This is a genomic window from Pseudomonas sp. CBZ-4 (assembly GCF_000346755.1).
In the GTDB taxonomy this organism is placed as follows: domain Bacteria; phylum Pseudomonadota; class Gammaproteobacteria; order Pseudomonadales; family Pseudomonadaceae; genus Aquipseudomonas.
On sequence record NZ_ANNV01000042.1, the window covers coordinates 65,700 to 83,429 of the forward strand.

A 17,730-nucleotide genomic window follows, 5' to 3' on the forward strand; every position below is an offset into this window, starting at 1 on the left:
ATGTTCAGGAGCAGTTTGCTGTCGAGTGTTTGCGTTTTCCTATTGCTCGGCTGTACAGGAAGGGGCTTTCAACCGCCGCCTCCGGATTTCACCGAGTGGCAAAAAAGCGGAGTCTCTTTAGAGGGCGTCAAGAGTGCAATGCGCGCCTGCGGTTACACCAACTTGGCGGGAACGGGAGACAACTCGCCGATCGATGTGGTGCTGACGCGCTTCTACTGCATGAAGGACGCAGGCTTCACGCGTAAAGACAATATGGACCTGTGCAAGCTCGGCCGTATCGGTGAGTCGCCGGTCTGTGACGGCCGCCGTTAATCCCTCACCCAAAGGACACACGCAATGAACACTTTACGCAATGGACTGTACGGCGCTGCACTGGTGCTGGCGGCAATCACCCTGGGCGGTTGCGCCTCGTCGGCGGCCATCACCGGCGAGCCCGGGGTGAACATGGGTGACAGCTACCAGAAGGTGCTGGCCGTGGTCAGCCGCAACAACACCGTGACCAAGCAGGTCGATGGCCAGGGCTTCCGGGCCGAGGGGTATTCGCCGATGTTCAAGGACTGCCGCGCCAAGTACTTCCTGTTCCAGGGCGCCGATGGCTTGCAGCGCGTGAGCTATGAGCCGGCGCCGAACTTGTCGGTCAACCAGAACTGCCGCCAGCCCTGACGCCTGTCCGTTAAGGATGAACACTCAACCTGTGGCGAGGGAGCAAGCTCCCTCGCCACAGGTTCAGCGTTTCCATGGAGTACTTATGCAGATGAGACTGTTACCTGTTATCCCCGCCGTGCTGCTGTTGGCGCTCGGTGGTTGCGGCCAGGTGGCGAATATCCGTTCGCTGTCCACCGGCTACGTGCCGCCGCAAAGTGGCGAGACCGCCCGCGTGCGCCTGGTCACCGACGGCCTGGTACGTGCGGTGCCGGGGCGTGATTGCCTGGACTGGAGCGTGCCCGGCGCCGGGGTGATGGCCTCGGTCAAAGCCGGTTTCCCGGATCACAACGGCGCCAGCCTCGGCATGCCCGGCCCCGTCTATTCGTGGGCGGGCGCGGTCACGTCGGAGCTGGTGGTGCCGGCCAACAAGCCCATCGCATTCCACTACCTGGGTCGGCTGCAATACCCTCGCCAGTGCGCCAAGACCATGACGTTCGTGCCCAAGCCCGGGCGCGACTACATGGTGCAGGCGTCGATGTCGGCGGATTGTTCGTTCCTGCTCGACGAGTTGCCGGTGGACGGCAAGCAATGGCAGCGCATCGAGCCGACGCCGGTGAGCAAGGTCCCGATGTGCAACGCGATGGATAATTTCTGACCGGCGCAATTAATTTGCGTCACCATGGCTTTTTTTCCGCCAGCAAAGGTCCACATCCTTCATGCACCTTTGCAACCAGGAGTAAGCCCGCTATGACCAGCCCCAAGGCACTGTTGATCCTCCACGGCAAGCAAGCCCTCAACGAGGACGTGCGCGCGGCCGTGCAGGCCCGGCGTGAGCAGGGCTGGGAGCTGGCGGTACGGGTCACGTGGGAGGGCGGTGATGCCGAGCGCCTGGTCCATGAGGCGTTGGATGCGGGCTACACCCATTTGATCGCGGGCGGTGGCGACGGCACCTTGCGTGACGTCGCCGAAGCCATGGCCCACGCCAAGACCGACGCCAGCCTGGTGCTGATGCCCCTGGGCACCGCCAATGACTTCGCCCGCGCCGCCGGCGTGCCACTGGAGCCGGCCCAGGCGCTGGCGCTGCTGGATGTGCCGCCAAGGGCCATCGACCTGGGGCAGGCCGGCGGGCAGGTCTTCCTCAACATGGCCACCGGCGGCTTCGGCAGCCAGGTCACGGCCAACACCTCCGAAGACTTGAAGAAGGTCCTCGGTGGCGCCGCCTACCTGTTTACCGGCTTGACCCGTTTCAGTGAACTGAAGGCGGCTTACGGTGAGCTGGAAGGGCCGGGCTTCCACTGGAAAGGCGACCTGCTCGCGCTGGGCATCGGCAACGGCCGCCAGGCGGGCGGCGGGCATGTGCTGTGCCCGGGCGCGGTGGTCGATGATGGTTTGCTCGACATCAGCATTCTGCCGGCGCCGCAGGAAGTGGTCGGCACCTTGCTGACGCTGATGAGCGACGGTGGGCTGGACAATATGTTTGTGCGCGCGCGCCTGCCGTGGGTTGAGATCAAGGTCGCCGACGGGCTGTACATCAATCTGGATGGCGAGCCGCTGAAGGGCGATGACTTGCGTTTTGTCGCCTTGCCCAAGGCCTTGCGCGTGCACCTGCCGGTGGGTTCGCCGCTAGTCGTCGAGGCTGATGATCTGCTCGCGCACCGCGAATAACACCAGGCCCGCCACGTCGAAAATCTGCAGGCGCTTCATGATCTGCGAGCGGTGCGCCTCCACGGTCTTGATACTCAAGCCGAGGCCGTGGGCGATTTCCCGGGTGGACTTGCCGCGCACGATCAAGCGCAGGATCTCCAGCTGGCGCGCCGTGAGGTTGTGGCTGTGGACTACCGGGGACACCGGCCCCTGGTTGCGCACCAGCGCCTGGTTGATCACCGTGTGGGCAATCGCCGGGCTCAGGTAACGTTCGTTGTTGCGCAGCGCCAACAGCGCATGTTCCAGCTCGCTGGCGCTGGTGTCCTTGAGCAGGTAGCCGTGGGCGCCGCACTCGAGGGCACGCATGATCAGTTCCGGGTCGGTGTGCATCGACAGGATCAGCACCTTGCTCTTGGGGTGCGCGCTCTTGAGTTGCTGCAAGGCATCGAGGCCACCGGTGTGTTTCATCGACAGGTCGAGCAGCACGATATCCGGTTGCAGGGCGTTGAACTGTGCGAGCAGCTGCGCGCCGTCGCTGGCTTCGCCCACCACCGCGTAGCCGGGAATATCGAGGATCAGCGCACGCACGCCGGCCCTGATCAACGCGTGATCATCCACCAGCAATAAATTACAGGTCACTCAAGCACCTTGGGCGCGCTGGCCCGTTCGAGGGCGCGCGGCGCCCAGGGGAAAAGCGCGTCGATCCGCGTGCCGGTGCCGGGATGGCTGACCACGGACAGGGAGCCGCCCAGTTGATCGATGCGTTCGGACATGCCAGCCATGCCCCGTTGGCCTTCGCGGCCGGGGTCGAGGGCGGGTGAAAAGCCCTGGCCATCGTCGTAGATCGTCAGCGACAGCCCTTCGGGCAGGCGTTGCAGGCGCACCACCAGGTTGCGTGCCTGGGCATGGCGTTGCATGTTGGTCACCGCCTCCTGGGTGATGCGAAACGCGGCCACGGCCATTTCCTCGGGGATGCCGGTCAGCCGTTGCTGGCATTCCAGGCTCCAGTGCGTGGGGCTGTTTTCCAGGGTCTTGAGCAAGTGCGCGCGCAGGCTCGCTTCCAGGCCCAGGCTGGTCAGCTGGCGCGGGTTGAGGATGGCGGAGACATCACGCACCTTGGCCAGGGTTTCACTCAGGGTATTGCCGAGCATTGTACATTGGCCTTGCAACTCCTGGGGCAGGCGGCGCTGCAGCCATTCACTCTGCAACTTGGCGGCGGTGAGCAATTGGCCGATATCGTCGTGCAGCTCCCGGCTCAGGCGGTGGCGTTCGTTTTCCTGGACTTGCAGCAGGCGGTCAGCCAGCTCCTGGGGTTGGAACTTGATGGATTTGCGTGACACCCATTGTTGCAGCGCAACCACGGCCAGCGTGCCCAGGTTGAGGATCAGCAGCAGCAGCGGCACCGGCGCAGCGTGGACGTAGGCCCACAGGCTGACCAGCAGCGCACACAGGCACAGCGCGAGAATGATTCGGCGTGCATGGCTGCGGGAGATGGATGTGACGAGGAGTGACCTGAGGCTGGCGTACATAGCGGATGCTTTTCACGTTGTATGCATCATGAAGTTGAGTCACTTCGAGGGCGGCATGGTAACACTTTGATTACCGCTGGTCGCCAGACGTCAATCGCGCAGTTTCCCTGTTCTGGGAAGTTATAACGGGTCGTACTTTTTCTGCATATAACGGATGCGCGCGCGTAAGTTGCTCCTGTCGTTTCTGGACAAGTAGCCGATTAAAAGCGACCACCAGGCCAAGCGGCACTCATGACGCTCGATGCAGGCGCTGCTCGGGTTTATAGCTGAAGTTCTTTTGTGGGATCTGCAAGGTCACCGTGGCAATCAGGTTGGTTTGCTCACTGTCATCCAGGCCCAGTTCGCCGGTGCGCGTGTCGATCAGTTCCAACTGCCAGGCCAGCAACGTCAGGCACGCGTGCAAGGCATCCAGGGCCTGGTCATGCAGTTGCAGCGGGTTGACGGCATTGGCAATCAAGTACTGGATGTGCCTGGAAAATTCGCTGATCGCCTGCAGGGCCAGGTTGTCGGCCTTTTCGGCGAGTCGGGTGAGGCTGATGGTCATGCACTCGATGGCATCGCTGTCATTGCGAATCAGGTGCAAGTGGCTCAGGCATTCTTCCGACTTCGCCAACAGGGTTTCAGCTTCAAGCAGGAATTCGGGAAGTGCGGTTTGCCATTCGTTTGCGCTATTCATCATGCAAGTCTCCACAACATACGGTCGGGTGATGAGATGCCGCGTCGGGTGAATGGCGTAAAACTACCGCTGAAATATGACGGAGATCTGTAGTTCGCGTCTGAACTTTTAGTAGGAAGTTTATTGTAGTGATCGCGATAGCCGTGCGTTACCCGCATCGTGCGGGCGCACATATGAAGCGCTGGAAGACCCGTGGGTCGTGGGCTGGACATCGCAAACAAAAGCCTGACTCCATTCATGCAATGAGAATGGCGTCACATTAATGGCTATTAGATATTGCGAATATCAGGTTGGGCCTGATTGTGACTAGGGGAATCCCTTAGGCAGCGGAACCTTGCGTCGCTTTGAATGTCGCGCAACGTCGCTGTAGTGCCATATGGAGAGGCGTGGCCAGTAAAGCATGATGTCAGTGTGACATCAATGGATTTACGTGGCATTTTACCGGGGTCAAGATCTGGCGCTCGCCGCCGATAACAGACCTTAATGAGCTGCACATTCCTTTCGCGCATCAGGAGCTTTTAATGGCCGGCATTCTCGACACGGTAGATCAACGTACGCAACTGGTCGGTGAGAATCGCCTGGAGATCCTCATGTTCCGCCTGGCCGGGCGGCAGCTGTTCGCGATCAACGTGTTCAAGGTGCAGGAAGTCCTGCAATTGCCCAAGCTGACCCTGATGCCCCAGCGCCATCCGTTTGTCTGCGGCGTGGTCAACCTGCGCGGCCAGACGCTGCCGGTGATCGACCTGTCCCAGGCCATCGGCATGCGCCCGCTGGTGCCGGGGCCGAACAGCACCATTATTGTCACCGAGTACAACCGGTCGGTGCAGGCGTTCCTGGTGGGCGGCGTGGACCGCATCGTCAACATGAACTGGGAAGCGATCCTGCCACCGCCGACCAGCGCCGGGCGCCAGCATTACCTCACGGCCATCAGCAAGGTCGATGACCAGTTGGTGGAAATCATCGACGTGGAAAAAGTCCTCGCCGAAATCGTGCCGTACAACGCCAAGGTCTCCCGGGAAAAACTCGAAGACCCGGTGCTGGAACGCGCCCGTGGTCGCGAAGTGCTGCTGGTGGACGACTCCAACGTGGCCCTGTCGCAACTGCGCGGCACCCTCGGCCAGCTGGGGCTGAAGATGCACATCGCCAGTGACGGCCTCAAGGCGCTGAACATGCTCAAGGCCTGGGCCGACAGCGGCGTGGTGATGACCGACAAGCTGCTGATGGTCTTCACCGATGCCGAAATGCCCGAGATGGACGGCTACCGCCTGACCACCGAGATCCGCAACGACCCGCGCCTGCGTGGCTTGTACGTGGTGCTGCACACCTCGCTGTCGGGCAGCTTCAACGACTCGATGGTGAAGAAGGTCGGTTGCGACAACTTCCTCTCCAAATTCCAGCCGGACAAACTGGTGGACGTGGTGCGCGAACGCCTGATGCTGGACGAAGTGCCCGCTTGACCTTAGGGTAGCGTCTTTACCCCCAAGGATTGCAGGCCCATGCTCCGTCTCAGCGCGTTGTACCGTTACCCCTTGAAGTCCGGCAAGGCCGAGGTCTTGCAGCAGATCGGCCTGGATAAGCTGGGGTTGGACGGCGATCGACGCTGGATGCTGGTGGACGAGGCCAGCGGGCGTTTCCTCACCCAGCGCGCCGTGGCGAAGATGAGCCAGCTGTCGGCCCTGTGGAACAGCGCCGGTGGCCTGACCCTCAGCTCACCGGGCTACCCCACCCTGGACGTGGCCCTGCCCGGCAGCGACGCCGAGTTGCGCGGCGTGACCATCTGGCGCGACACCTTGCGCGTGCCGGATGCGGGCGACGGCGCGGCCGCCTGGGTCAGCGCCTTTATCGGCAAGCCCACGCGCCTGGTGCAAATCCCCCTGGAGCGTGCGCGCACCACCGAAGCCGGTTACGGCAAGGACGATGACCAGGTCGCGTTCGCCGACGGTTACCCGTTGCTGGTGATCGGCCAGGCCTCCCTCGACGACCTGTCGCAACGTATCGGCCGGCCCATGGAAATGCTGCGCTTTCGCCCCAACCTGGTGATCGAAGGCAGTGAGGCGTTTGCCGAAGATGGCTGGAAACGCCTGCGCATCGGCGATGTGGAGTTTCGCGCGGTCAAGCCGTGCTCGCGTTGCATCCTCACCACCATCGACCCACAGACCGGCGAGCGCAGCCCTGACCGCGAACCCTTCGTGACGCTGGAGGCGTATCGCAAGACCGAGAACGGCGCGATTTTCGGCCAGAACCTGGTCAACGATGGTGTCGGCCAGTTGGCGGTGGGCATGCCGGTAACGATCCTGGAATGAAAAAAGCCCGTCTCCTGCGAGACGGGCTTTTTTTTAGCGGGTGAAACTCAGCCGCGGTATTCGCACAGGTAAGCGGTGTCGACGGCGACTTTCAGCTGGAACTTGCTGTTGGCCGGCACGTTGAACTGGCTGCCGGCGGCGAAGGTTTCCCACTCGCTGGCGTCTGGCAGCTTGACGGTCAGCGCGCCCGACACCACGTGCATGATTTCACGCTGGGCGGTGCCGAATTCGTATTCACCCGGGGCCATCACGCCGATGGTCGCCGGACCTTCTGCGGTGCCGAAAGCGATCGACTTGACGGTGCCGTCGAAGTACTCGTTGACTTTGAACATGGGTGAATCCTCGGAAAAGGGTCTGGAAAGGTCGGCCAGTATGCCCAAGGGCAGGGGAGCTGCCTAGACCGGCAAAATCAGCGGCAACAGGCGTGCGGTGTTGCGCGCATCCTCCAGCGCCCGATGTTGCTGGCCGTTGAACTGCATCCCTGCCAATTGCAGCGCGCCATTGAGCCCCAGCGGCTTGTCCAGCCGGCGCGCCTTGGCGAAGCGTTGCTTGAGGTTCACATGGGGGGTTTGGGCCAGCGCGCTGGCCAGGCCATGGCGCTGCCACTCCAGTTCCAGCTGCTTGCGGTCGTAGTCGCCCCAACTGGCCCAGCCTTCCAGGCGCGCGTGGTGCTGGCCCAGCCAGCGTTCGAACAGCGGCCACACTTCGGTGATCGGCGCGGCAGCGTCGATATTCGCCTGGGTGATGTGGGTCAGTTGCCGGCAAAAGGGCGTCAGCAAGGGCCGGCGCAACGGCCGGACAAAGCGCTGGAAATGGTCCAGTTCGCGGCCCTGGCGGTTCACCAGGCTCGCGCCGATCTCGATGACTTCCATCTCCGTCACGGGCCAGCCGCCGTCATCCGTCGTGGCTTCAAGGTCAATAATCAGCCAATGAGGCATCGTGCAGGTTCCCGTCTCTTCCCTTCTTGATGGGGATAGAGCGTAGCCCGGCCGCGTAGTTCCGCCTAGGCGTTATTCGATCTCCAGCAAAACCTGGCGATTGCGCACCTGATCGCCGGCAATCACCTGCACACCTTTGATCACTCCGTCGATGCCGGCAGTCAGCGAATGCTCCATTTTCATCGCTTCAAGCACCAGCAGCAGCTGGCCTTTGCTCACACGCTCACCGGCGCTGACCCGCACAGCAACGATGGCCCCGTCCATCGGCGCCTTGACCGTGCCGCTCTGCACGTCGGCCTGACGGCTGGCGGCCTGGTGGGTGCGGTTGGTCACGTGCAAGCCCGGCAGCCACAACTGGTCGCCGTCGAGGTGGTAAGCGACGCGACGCCTAATGCCGTTGAGCACCACGGTGGCGTGGCGGCCGTCGGTAGTGAGTGCCAGCGGGGCAAGGGGCACGCTGTGGAGTTCGTCATTGACCTCCAGGCGACAAGTGCCCGCGACGCTGGCGTTGTTGCGCCAGCCCGCGAGGCTCTGGGGATGGGTGTCGGCGCTGTGTTGATAGAACAGCGCGGCGGCCAGGCTGAGCTGTTCGGCCGAGACCGGCTGGCGCGGGATGTGGTTGAAGTGTGCGGCGATAAACCCGGTGCTGAATTCGCCACGGATAAAATCCCCCTGCTTGAGCAAATCCGCGAGGAACCGTTGGTTGGTGGTCACGCCCAGCAACAGCGTGTCCTCCACCGCGCGCAGCAGTTTGCGCCGCGCTTCCTCACGGGTGGCGCCGTGGGCGATGAGCTTGCCGAGCATCGGGTCATAGAACGGGCTGATGCGCTGGCCTGCGCACACGCCGTGGTCAATGCGCACGCCCGCGGCCGGTTGCCAGCGCAGCACCTCGCCGGTTTGCGGCAGGAAGCCCTGGGCCGGGTCTTCGGCATACAGGCGCACTTCCATGGCGTGGCCGCTCAGGGTCACGTCCGCTTGCGTCAGCGGCAGGGGCTGGCCGGCGGCGATCTGCAATTGCCAGTCCACCAGGTCGAGGCCGGTGATCAGTTCGGTGACCGGGTGTTCCACTTGCAGGCGGGTGTTCATCTCCAGGAAGTAGAACTGGCCGTTGCGGTCGAGCAAGAATTCCACGGTGCCCGCGCCAACGTAGTGCACCGCGCGCCCGGCTTTGAGGGCGGCTTCGCCCATGGCCTGGCGCAGCTCGGCAGTCATCACCGGGCAGGGCGCTTCTTCGATGATTTTTTGATGGCGGCGCTGGATCGAACAGTCGCGCTCGCCGAGGTAGATCAGTTGGCCGTGGCTGTCGCCGAACAGCTGGATTTCGACGTGGCGCGGGTCGATCAGCGCTTGCTCGAGGATCAGTTCGTCACTGCCAAACGCGTTTTTCGCTTCGGAGCGCGCCGTGTGCAGGTTCTCCAGCAAGGCGTCGGCCGTGTGCACCAGGCGCATGCCGCGCCCGCCGCCGCCAGCGCTGGCCTTGATCATCAGCGGGTAGCCGATGCGCTCGGCTTCGTGTTGCAGGGTCACGTCATCTTGGGCGCCGCCTTGGTAGCCGGCGATGCACGGCACGCCTGCGTCAAGCATGGCGAGCTTGGACAGGCGCTTGCTGCCCATCAGCTCGATGGCCGCGACGCTGGGGCCGATGAAGGTCAGGCCGGCCGCGAGGCAGGCGCGGGCGAAGTCGGGGGTTTCGGAGAGGAAGCCGTAGCCGGGGTGGATGGCGTCGGCGCCGGTTATGCGCGCTGCTTCGAGAATCGCCGCGATATTCAGATAGGACTGCTGCACGGGCGCTGGGCCGATATTGACGGCTTCGTCGGCCATCTGCACATGCAGGGCCTGGGCGTCGGCGTCGCTGTACACGGCCACGGTGCGGTAGCCCAGGGCCTGGGCGCTGCGCTGGATGCGGCAGGCGATTTCGCCGCGGTTGGCGATGAGGATTTTGCTGAAGGCGGGCATGGGGTTATCCCTTGGCTGATGGGGTGTTTGTTCGGGCCTCATCGCGGGCAAGCCCGCTCCCACAGGTTGAAATGCGTTCCTCCTGTGGGAGCTGGCTTGCCTGCGATGGCGTCATTTGCACCACCCTGGCTTGCGCTTCTGCACAAACGCCTGCGTCCCCTCAATCCCTTCTTCGCCAATCACCGCCTCGGCAAACCACTGCGCGCCCCGATCCAATACAACCCCCAGCGGCTCATCCACACTGGCCAGCAACAACGCCTTGGTCCGCCCATTCGCCCCCGGCGCGCAGCGCAAAACCTGCCCGAGCACTTCATCCAGCCGCTCGGCCAACGCCTGCGGATCACGCTCGGTAAAGTGCACCACGCCCAGCCGCTGCGCCTCCACGCCATCAAACCGCGCCGCCGTCAGCGCCAGTCGGCGGGCCTGGGTCAGCCCGATGCGCTTGACCACAAACGGCGCAATCTGTGCCGGCAACAAGCCCAGGCCTGTTTCCGGCAAGCCGAACTGCGCCTGGTGATCGGCTATCGCAATATCACTCACGCAGGCCAAGCCAAACCCACCGCCGAGCACCGCGCCTTGCAGCAGCACGATCACCACTTGGGGTACCGCCTCGACGGCTTGCAGCAAGGTGCCGAACGCGCGGTTCAGCGCCTGCAATTGGTCGCCGGCGTTGACCAGATCCTTCACATCCGCCCCGGCGCAGAAGTGCCCGCCGGCGCCGCTGATCACCACGGCGCGCGTGCGGCCATCCAACTGCGCCAATACCGCGTGCAGTTCGTTGACCATTTCCAGGCTCATCGCATTGCGACATCCGGGCCGGTTGAGGGTGATGTGCAGCACGCCGTTGTGCGGTTCCAGCAGCAAGGTGTTCATGGTTTTTTCCCCGGCAAGGTGCCCATCAGTTTGCAGATGATGCCCAGCATGATTTCGTCGGCGCCGCCGCCAATCGACACCAGCCGCACATCGCGGTAGGCGCGTGCCACCGGGTTGTCCCACATAAAGCCCATGCCGCCCCAGTATTGCAGGCAACTGTCGCTGACCTCGCGGCCCAGGCGCCCGGCCTTGAGCTTGGCCATGGAGGCCAGGCGGGTCACGTCCTGGCCCTTGATGTACTGCTCGGTGGCCTGGTACACCAGCGCGCGCAGGCATTCGATCTCGGTGGCCAGTTCAGCCAGGCGGAAGTGGATGACCTGGTTGTCGATCAGCGCCTTGCCGAAGGTCTGGCGTTCCTTGCAGTACGCGATGGTGCTGTCGATGCAGTACTCCAGGCCCTTGATCATATTGGCCGCGCCAAACAGGCGCTCTTCCTGGAATTGCAGCATCTGCATCATGAAGCCTGCGCCTTCGTGGCCGATGCGGTTGCGTTGCGGCACGCGCACGTTGTCGAAAAACACCTGGGCGGTCTCGGAGCTGTGCATGCCGAGTTTTTCCAGGGGCGGGCTGACGCTGATGCCCGCGGTGTTCATCGGCACCATGATCAGCGACTTATTGATATGGGGCTTGTCGTCGGAGGTGTTGGCCAGCAGGCAAATGAAGTCGGCGCTGGGGGAGTTGGTGATCCACATCTTGCTGCCGTTGATCACGTAGTCGCTGCCGTCCTTGCGCGCATGGGTCTTGAGCCCGGCCACATCGGAACCGGCACCGACTTCCGAGACGCCAATGCAGCCGACCTGCTCGCCGCTGATGGCCGGGCGCAGGAATTCGTCGCGCAGTTCATCGCTGCCGAAGCGGGCGAGGGCGGGGGTGCACATGTCGGTCTGCACGCCGATGGCCATGGGGATGCCGCCGCAACGGATGCTGCCGAACTCTTCGGCGGCGACGATGGAATAGCTGTAGTCCAGGCCCATGCCGCCGAACTGTTCCGGCTTGGAAATGCCCAGCAGGCCGAGGTCGCCGGCCTTGCGGAAGATTTCGTGGATGGGGAAGCGCCCGGCTTTTTCCCATTCATCCACGTGGGGGTTGATCTCGCGATCGACGAAGGCGCGGACGGTGCGGCGTAGTTCCTGGTGTTCCTGGGTAAAGATCATTGTTCTTATTCTCCGGTTAGAAACGCGCCACACCAAAACTGTTGGGGTGCAATTCGCGCACGTCGGCCTCGTGGCAGATATCCAGCAACAAGCCGAGCAGGGTCCGCGTGTCCCGTGGGTCAATCAGCCCGTCGTCCCACAGGTTGGCGCTGCCGTACAACGCGGTGGACTGGCTGTCGAGCTTCTGCGCGGTGACCTGCTCCAGCATGTCCAGCACCTTGGGGTCGGGCACCACACCGTTTTTCAACTGCTTGGCCTCGGTGACAATCCGCAGCACCTTGCCCGCCTGCGCACCGCCCATCACCGCCGTGCGGCTGTTGGGCCAGGCGAAGATAAAGCGCGGGTCCAGGCCACGGCCGCACATCGCATAGTTGCCGGCGCCGTAGGAGCCGCCGACCACGATGGTCAGTTTAGGCACCCGCGCATTCGCCACCGCCTGGATCATCTTCGCGCCGTGCTTGATCACGCCTTGCTGCTCGGATTCGGTGCCCACCATAAAGCCGGTGGTGTTGTGCAGGAACAGCAGCGGCGTACGGCTCTGGTCGCACAGTTGGATAAATTGCGCGGCCTTGCTCGCACCCTTGGGCGTGATCGGGCCGTTGTTGCCGATCACGCCGATGGCGTGGCCGTGGATGTGCAGGTGGCCGCAGACGGTGTGGGCGTCGAACTCGCTTTTGAAGTCGAGGAAGTTCGACGCGTCCGCCAGGCGCGCGAGGATTTCGCGCACGTCATAGGGCTTTTTCGGGTCGTCGGGGATCAGGCCCAGCAGGTCTTCGATGGGGTACAGCGGTTCGCGGTAGGTGCGCTGTGCAGGCGCTGGAAGACGCTCGTTCCAGGGCAAGGCGCTGACGATTTCGCGCGCGATGCGCACGCCGTCGGCATCGTTTTCCGCCAGGTACTCAGCGGTGCCGGCGACTTGTGCGTGCATCTCGGCGCCGCCCAGTTCTTCGTCCGTCGCCGCTTCGCCGGTCGCCGCTTTCAGCAACGGCGGCCCGGCGAGGAACAGCTTGGCCTTGCCCCGCACCACCACCACGTAATCCGACAGCCCCGGCTGATACGCCCCGCCCGCCGTGGCCGAGCCGTGCACCACGGTGATCTGCGGCAAGCCCATGGCCGACAGGCGCGCCTGGTTGGCAAAGCTGCGCGCGCCTTCGACGAAAATCTCGGCGGCGTAGTTGAGGTTGGCGCCGCCGCTTTCGGCCAGGGTCACCACCGGCAGTTTGTTTTCCAGGGCGATCTGTTGCAGGCGCAGGGATTTTTTCAGGCCGCTGGGGGAAATCGTGCCGCCCTTGATTGCGCTGTTGTTGGCCACCACCAGCATGCGCACGCCGCTGACGTAGCCGATGCCGGCGATCAAGCCACCGCCGGCGGCGCTGCCGTCCTTGTCGTCGTGCAGCTTGTAGCCGGCCAGGCCGGCCAGTTCGAGGAACGGCGCGCCGGGGTCCAGCAGCAGGTTGAGGCGGTCACGGGGCAGCAGTTGCCCACGCTGGTCGAACTTGGCGCGGGCTTCTTCGGCCTTGTCCAGCAGGTTCTGCTCCAGCTGGCGCAGGTGCTGGATGCCCACCTGCATGGCTGCTCGGTTTTGCGCGAACTGGGCGCTGTGAGGGTCGATCAGGGATTCGATCAGCGGCATGGTTTATTGCTCCGCCTTGAGGACATCCGGCAAGTAGGCGCGGTGAAAGCCATTGAACGGTTCGCTCGGCGGCTGTGCCTTGTGCAAGGGCCAGGCGCGGCTGCCCAGGCTGGCGGCGCCGTCGATACGCAGGGTGCTGCCGCTGATAAACGCAGCGGCGGGGCTGAGCAGGAAGACGATGGCGGCGCTGACTTCCGACTCGGTGCCGATGCGCTTGAGCGGCACATGCTCGCGCAGGGTCGGGATCACGGCCTTGAAGGCGCCTTCGTAGGTGTCCATGCCGCTGGAGGCAATCCAGCCCGGCGCCACGGCGTTGACCCGCACCCCGGCGTAGCCCCATTCAAACGCGGCGGTCTTGGTGAAGTTGTCCATGCCCGCGCGCGCCGCGCCCGAGTGGCCCATGCCGGGCATGCCGCCCCACATGTCGGCGAGCATATTGACGATGGCGCCGCCGTGTTTGCTCATCGACTGGTTGAACACTTCCCGGGCCATCAGGAAACCGCCGACGAGGTTGGTGCGCAGCACGGTTTCAAAGCCTTTTTGATTGATCGACGCCAGCGGTGACGGGTATTGGCCGCCGGCGTTGTTCACCAGGCCGTGGATCGGCCCGTGGTCGCTGAGGATCTGCGTGACCAGCGCCTTCACCGCCTCTTCATCGCGAATGTCGCAGCTATGCCAGTGGGCGCTGCCGCCATCTTCGGCAATTTCGGCGGCGACGGTTTGCAGCTTTTCGGGTTTGCGCCCCACCAGAATCACCCGGGCGCCGAGGGCCGCCAGTTCATGGGCGGTGCAACGGCCAATGCCGCTGCCGCCACCGGTGACAATCACGGTGTAACCCTGGAACAGGTCGGCTTTGAAGATCGAGTCGAAGGCCACGGCAACGCTCCTGTCAGTTGAGTTGATCGGCGAGGTGTTGCGGTACGGCGATGGGGATTTCCAGCAACTGCTGCGCGAAGGCCTTGCCTTGCGGGTCGATGCGCAGGCTGGCGATACCGCCGCCGCCCAGGGCGTTTTCCAAGAGGAAATTGAGGCTGTGGCTGCCAGGCAGATACCAGCGTTCGACGCGGCCGTGCAGCGGGTCGAGCACGTGGCTCATCCAGTCGACGATCACTGCGGGCGTCAGCGCTTCGGCGATCCATGGCAGGTATTCGGGCGCGCGGGCGATCACCCCGATATTGCTGTGGTTGCCCTTGTCGCCGGAGCGCGCCACGGCGAGTTTGACCAGGGGCACGCTGGCGTCGGCAAGGCCTTGGGGTTGGGGCGGTTCGATTGCCGCAGCCGGTGTTATCAGTGGGTGGGCGCTGGGCAGTTCGACGGTGTGGCGCTCGCCCTGAAAGTCGATCACTGGCGTGCAGAAGGTTTTATCCACCAGGAATGAAAACAGGCGAATCAACGGATACACGGTGGGCCGTCCGCCGACGATCCCGGTCAGCCCCGGCGCCATGCCCGTGGCGGCCTGGGCGATCTCGCGGGCAAACAACACCAGCGCCTGTTTGTTGGGGTGGCGTACCGCGAGTTTCACCACCACTTCGCGGCAATCGTGGCGCCGTGCGTGGGCGCCATAGGTCGCTTCGCTGCCGAGCAGTTCGATATTCACTTCGGTGTAGGGCGCCCAGCCGCGCTGGCTGAACAGTTCGGCAGTCTTGTCGATGATCGCCTGGCTGACCCGCTCGGCCTTGGCGACGGCATCGATCCCGGCGATCAGGCAACTGGCGGTGCAACGAAAACCATCGGGGTAGGTGGCGCTGACCTTGTACTGCTCGGTCGGTGGCAGGCCCTTGGCGCCGTGCAGGTGCACGCGGTTTTCGCCCTGCTGTTGCAAGGTGACCTGGCTGAAGTCGCAGATCACATCCGGCAGCAGGTAGGCGCGCGGGTCGCCAATCTCGTACAGCAGTTGTTCGGCCACGCTCAGTTCGCTGATCAGCCCGCCCGTGCCCGCGACTTTGCTCACGGTGAACGCGCCGTCGGCGCTGACTTCGACGATGGGGAAGCCGATGTGTGCATAGTCCGGCACGTCGCGCCAATCGGTGAAGTTACCGCCGGTGCATTGCGCGCCGCATTCGATGATGTGCCCGGCCAGGGCGGCTTGGGCGAGGCGGTCGTAATCGTGCCAGGACCACTCGAAAGCATGCACCAGAGCCCCGCTGACCACGGCGCTGTCCACCACGCGGCCGGTGATGACGATATCGGCGCCCAGTGCCAGCGCAGCGGCAATGCCCGGCGCGCCGAGGTAGGCGTTGGCGGACACGCACACGGGCGGCAGGGGCGCGCCGTTGAACATGTCGCTGATGCCGTGGAGTTGCTTGAGTTGGGGTTGCAGGTCATCGCCCAGCAGCACGGCGATTTTCAGCGCGATGCCGGCCTTGTCACAGGCCGCTTGCAGGGCGGCGGCACAGGCTTGGGGGTGGATGCCACCCGCGTTGCTGATCACGCGGATGCCCTGGCGCTGGATGTCGGCCAGCAGCGGCGTGAGCACCTCGACAAAATCCGTGGCGTAGCCGGCCTGGGGGTCTTTCATCCGCGCGCCGGCGAGGATCGACATGGTGACTTCCGCCAGATAGTCGAATACCAGGTAATCCAGCGCGCCGCCGTTTACCAACTGGGCGGCGGCGGTGCAGGTGTCGCCCCAGAAGGCGCTGGCGCAGCCGATACGAACCGTGTCACGCATGAGAAATCCTTCCTCTGATGGCTGTTGCCGAGACTACCAAGCAAGCGCTTGGTCTGTAAACTCCCGATACAGATTTTGCCCAAGCGCTTGCTTGGGTCGCGGCCACGGCCTAAATTGCCGGCCAAGACGTCAGTAGAAGTAGAGGAGAGTGGCATGGATGAGCACAAAGCCCTGCGGGTGATGCGCACCATGGTCGATGGCGGCCAGTTGACCGACCCCGACAGTGCCCGGGGCAAGTTGCTGCAGACGGCGGCGCACCTGTTTCGCAACAAAGGCTTTGAACGCACCACGGTGCGTGACCTGGCGAGTGCCGTGGGCATTCAGTCCGGGAGCATTTTTCATCACTTCAAGAGCAAGGACGAGATCCTGCGGGCGGTGATGGAAGAAACCATCCACTACAACACCGCGATGATGCGCGCCTCCCTCGAAGAAGCGCGCGACGTGCGCGAGCGCGTGCTGGCGCTGATCCGCTGCGAATTGCAATCGATCATGGGCGGCAGCGGCGAGGCCATGGCGGTGCTGGTGTACGAGTGGCGCTCGCTGTCGGCCGAAGGCCAGGCGCAGGTGCTGGCGCTGCGTGATGTGTACGAAGAGATCTGGTTGCAGGTGCTCGGCGAGGCCAAGGCGGCCGGTTATATCCGGGGCGATGTGTTTATCACCCGGCGCTTTCTCACCGGGGCGTTGTCCTGGACCACGACGTGGTTTCGCGCCGAAGGCAGCCTGACCCTGGAGCAATTGGCCGAAGAAGCGCTGCTGATGGTGCTTAAAGCCGATTGATGAGCAAGCTATTAATTTGACGGTGGAAAGTTGTCTCTCCCGACAAAAACGCCTAGCTTATCGCCATCAGAGTATTCAACGGTGTGTGCCTTAATGTTTTCGCCATGGCGGCTGGCTGCAGGAGTTACCTTTTTGGCACTGGGCACCGCAGGGTGGGCGCCGGCTTCGGCTGCGCAATTGGTGAGGATCGGCGCGGCGCATTTTCCGCCCTACACCGTACGCCCTGAGCAAGGCGCCGACACCGGTTTGCTGCCGCAACTGGTGGAGGCCCTGAACACCGCGCAGAGCGACTACCAGTTTGTGCTGGTGCCCACCTCCATTCCGCGGCGCTTCCGTGATTTCGAGCAGGGCCGGGTCGACATGGCCATCTTCGAAAACCCCGAATGGGGCTGGCAGAAGATTGCCCACGCCAGCGTCGACATGGGCCTGGAGGATGCGGAAGTGTTCGTCGCCCAGCGTGAGCCCGGTCGCGAGCAGGGCTACTTCGCTGATCTTGCGGGCAAGCGCCTGGCGGTGTTCAGCGGTTATCACTACGCCTTCGCCAACTTCAACCCCGACCCCAAGTACATGGCCGAACACTTCAACGCCACGTTGACCTATTCCCATGACAGCAACTTGCTGATGGTCGCGCGCGGGCGTGCCGATATCGCGCTGGTGACGCGTTCGTACCTGAGTGATTTCATGGTGCGCAATGCGGACATGGCGGGGCAGTTCCTGGTGTCGGAGCGTATCGACCAGGTGTATCACCACTACGCGTTGTTGCGGCCCAAGGCGCCGATCACCGCCGAGGCGTTTGCCGGGTTGCTCAAGCGGTTGCGGGAAAACGGCGAGATGCTGAAGATTTTCGAGCCGTATCGCATTGACGTGATGCCGGCGCCCTGAAGCCTTAATGAAAATCTAAATGTGGGAGCGGGCTTGCCCGCGATAGCGGTGG

The 17,730-nt window shown here is 63.6% G+C and carries 19 protein-coding genes; 8 read left to right on the plus strand and 11 right to left on the minus strand.

The window, feature by feature from the left end:
• The 4 genes from B348_RS0106010 (at position 1) to yegS (ending at position 2,310) form a co-directional block, all read left to right on the plus strand.
• The gene (locus B348_RS0106010; RefSeq protein WP_026136600.1) at positions 1 to 312 is read left to right on the plus strand and encodes a hypothetical protein; all 312 of its coding nucleotides are present in this window, start codon (positions 1 to 3) and stop codon (positions 310 to 312) included.
• A gap of 24 nt (positions 313 to 336) precedes the next feature.
• Positions 337 to 663, plus strand: a complete 327-nt coding sequence (locus B348_RS0106015; protein WP_017735240.1) for a hypothetical protein — start codon at positions 337 to 339, stop codon at positions 661 to 663.
• 91 nt (positions 664 to 754) lie between these two features.
• Positions 755 to 1,300 carry a hypothetical protein gene (locus B348_RS0106020; RefSeq protein WP_026136601.1) on the plus strand — a complete coding sequence of 182 codons (546 nt, stop codon included), beginning with the start codon at positions 755 to 757 and terminating at the stop codon, positions 1,298 to 1,300.
• Positions 1,301 to 1,392: 92 nt separating this feature from the next.
• The gene (gene yegS, locus B348_RS0106025) at positions 1,393 to 2,310 is read left to right on the plus strand and encodes a lipid kinase YegS (protein ID WP_017735242.1); all 918 of its coding nucleotides are present in this window, start codon (positions 1,393 to 1,395) and stop codon (positions 2,308 to 2,310) included.
• Here yegS and B348_RS0106030 read toward each other — a convergent pair.
• The 3 genes from B348_RS0106030 to B348_RS0106040 all read right to left on the minus strand — a co-directional run bounded on the left by B348_RS0106030 (position 2,269) and on the right by B348_RS0106040 (position 4,497).
• Positions 2,269 to 2,928, minus strand: coding sequence for a response regulator transcription factor (locus B348_RS0106030; protein WP_026136602.1), 660 nt, complete (start codon positions 2,926 to 2,928; stop codon positions 2,269 to 2,271). The genes yegS and B348_RS0106030 overlap by 42 nt on opposite strands.
• Entirely contained in the window at positions 2,925 to 3,818 is an 894-nt protein-coding gene (locus B348_RS0106035) for a sensor histidine kinase (protein ID WP_017735244.1), read from the minus strand. Before B348_RS0106035 ends, B348_RS0106030 begins: the two co-directional genes overlap by 4 nt.
• Before the next feature lie 229 nt (positions 3,819 to 4,047).
• On the minus strand, positions 4,048 to 4,497 hold the full coding sequence (locus tag B348_RS0106040) for a hypothetical protein (protein WP_017735245.1): 450 nt from the start codon (positions 4,495 to 4,497) through the stop codon (positions 4,048 to 4,050).
• Between the two features lie 518 nt (positions 4,498 to 5,015).
• Here B348_RS0106040 and B348_RS0106045 point away from each other — a divergent pair.
• The gene (locus tag B348_RS0106045; RefSeq protein ID WP_017735246.1) at positions 5,016 to 5,951 is read left to right on the plus strand and encodes a chemotaxis protein CheV; all 936 of its coding nucleotides are present in this window, start codon (positions 5,016 to 5,018) and stop codon (positions 5,949 to 5,951) included.
• A gap of 39 nt (positions 5,952 to 5,990) precedes the next feature.
• Entirely contained in the window at positions 5,991 to 6,797 is an 807-nt protein-coding gene (locus B348_RS0106050) for an MOSC domain-containing protein (protein ID WP_017735247.1), read from the plus strand.
• A gap of 47 nt (positions 6,798 to 6,844) precedes the next feature.
• Here B348_RS0106050 and B348_RS0106055 read toward each other — a convergent pair whose 3' ends face one another.
• From B348_RS0106055 to B348_RS0106090, 8 genes are all read right to left on the minus strand, one after another.
• The gene (locus tag B348_RS0106055) at positions 6,845 to 7,129 is read right to left on the minus strand and encodes a pyrimidine/purine nucleoside phosphorylase (protein WP_010208796.1); all 285 of its coding nucleotides are present in this window, start codon (positions 7,127 to 7,129) and stop codon (positions 6,845 to 6,847) included.
• A gap of 63 nt (positions 7,130 to 7,192) precedes the next feature.
• Positions 7,193 to 7,735: an exonuclease domain-containing protein gene (locus B348_RS0106060; protein WP_017735248.1), complete on the minus strand. Its 543-nt coding sequence runs from the start codon at positions 7,733 to 7,735 to the stop codon at positions 7,193 to 7,195.
• Positions 7,736 to 7,807: 72 nt separating this feature from the next.
• Positions 7,808 to 9,691: an acetyl/propionyl/methylcrotonyl-CoA carboxylase subunit alpha gene (locus B348_RS0106065; RefSeq protein WP_017735249.1), complete on the minus strand. Its 1,884-nt coding sequence runs from the start codon at positions 9,689 to 9,691 to the stop codon at positions 7,808 to 7,810.
• Between the two features lie 111 nt (positions 9,692 to 9,802).
• Complete coding sequence (locus B348_RS0106070; protein ID WP_017735250.1) at positions 9,803 to 10,564, minus strand: enoyl-CoA hydratase/isomerase family protein; 762 nt, start codon at positions 10,562 to 10,564, stop codon at positions 9,803 to 9,805.
• Positions 10,561 to 11,718 carry a citronellyl-CoA dehydrogenase gene (gene atuD / locus B348_RS0106075; RefSeq protein ID WP_017735251.1) on the minus strand — a complete coding sequence of 386 codons (1,158 nt, stop codon included), beginning with the start codon at positions 11,716 to 11,718 and terminating at the stop codon, positions 10,561 to 10,563. The genes B348_RS0106070 and atuD overlap by 4 nt, the downstream gene beginning before the upstream one ends.
• A 16-nt stretch (positions 11,719 to 11,734) precedes the next feature.
• Complete coding sequence (atuC, locus tag B348_RS0106080; RefSeq protein WP_017735252.1) at positions 11,735 to 13,351, minus strand: geranyl-CoA carboxylase subunit beta; 1,617 nt, start codon at positions 13,349 to 13,351, stop codon at positions 11,735 to 11,737.
• A 3-nt stretch (positions 13,352 to 13,354) separates the two neighbouring features.
• The gene (locus B348_RS0106085) at positions 13,355 to 14,227 is read right to left on the minus strand and encodes an SDR family oxidoreductase (protein WP_017735253.1); all 873 of its coding nucleotides are present in this window, start codon (positions 14,225 to 14,227) and stop codon (positions 13,355 to 13,357) included.
• A gap of 13 nt (positions 14,228 to 14,240) precedes the next feature.
• Complete coding sequence (locus B348_RS0106090; protein WP_017735254.1) at positions 14,241 to 16,019, minus strand: acyclic terpene utilization AtuA family protein; 1,779 nt, start codon at positions 16,017 to 16,019, stop codon at positions 14,241 to 14,243.
• 153 nt (positions 16,020 to 16,172) lie between these two features.
• On the opposite strand from B348_RS0106090, the gene B348_RS0106095 reads away from it, so the two are divergent.
• Both B348_RS0106095 and B348_RS0106100 read left to right on the plus strand, forming a co-directional pair.
• Positions 16,173 to 16,796 (plus strand): TetR/AcrR family transcriptional regulator, encoded by a 624-nt coding sequence (locus B348_RS0106095; protein ID WP_017735255.1) that lies wholly within the window; start codon positions 16,173 to 16,175, stop codon positions 16,794 to 16,796.
• A 93-nt stretch (positions 16,797 to 16,889) separates the two neighbouring features.
• The gene (locus B348_RS0106100; RefSeq protein WP_026136603.1) at positions 16,890 to 17,678 is read left to right on the plus strand and encodes an ABC transporter substrate-binding protein; all 789 of its coding nucleotides are present in this window, start codon (positions 16,890 to 16,892) and stop codon (positions 17,676 to 17,678) included.
• Positions 17,679 to 17,730: the final 52 nt, after the last annotated feature.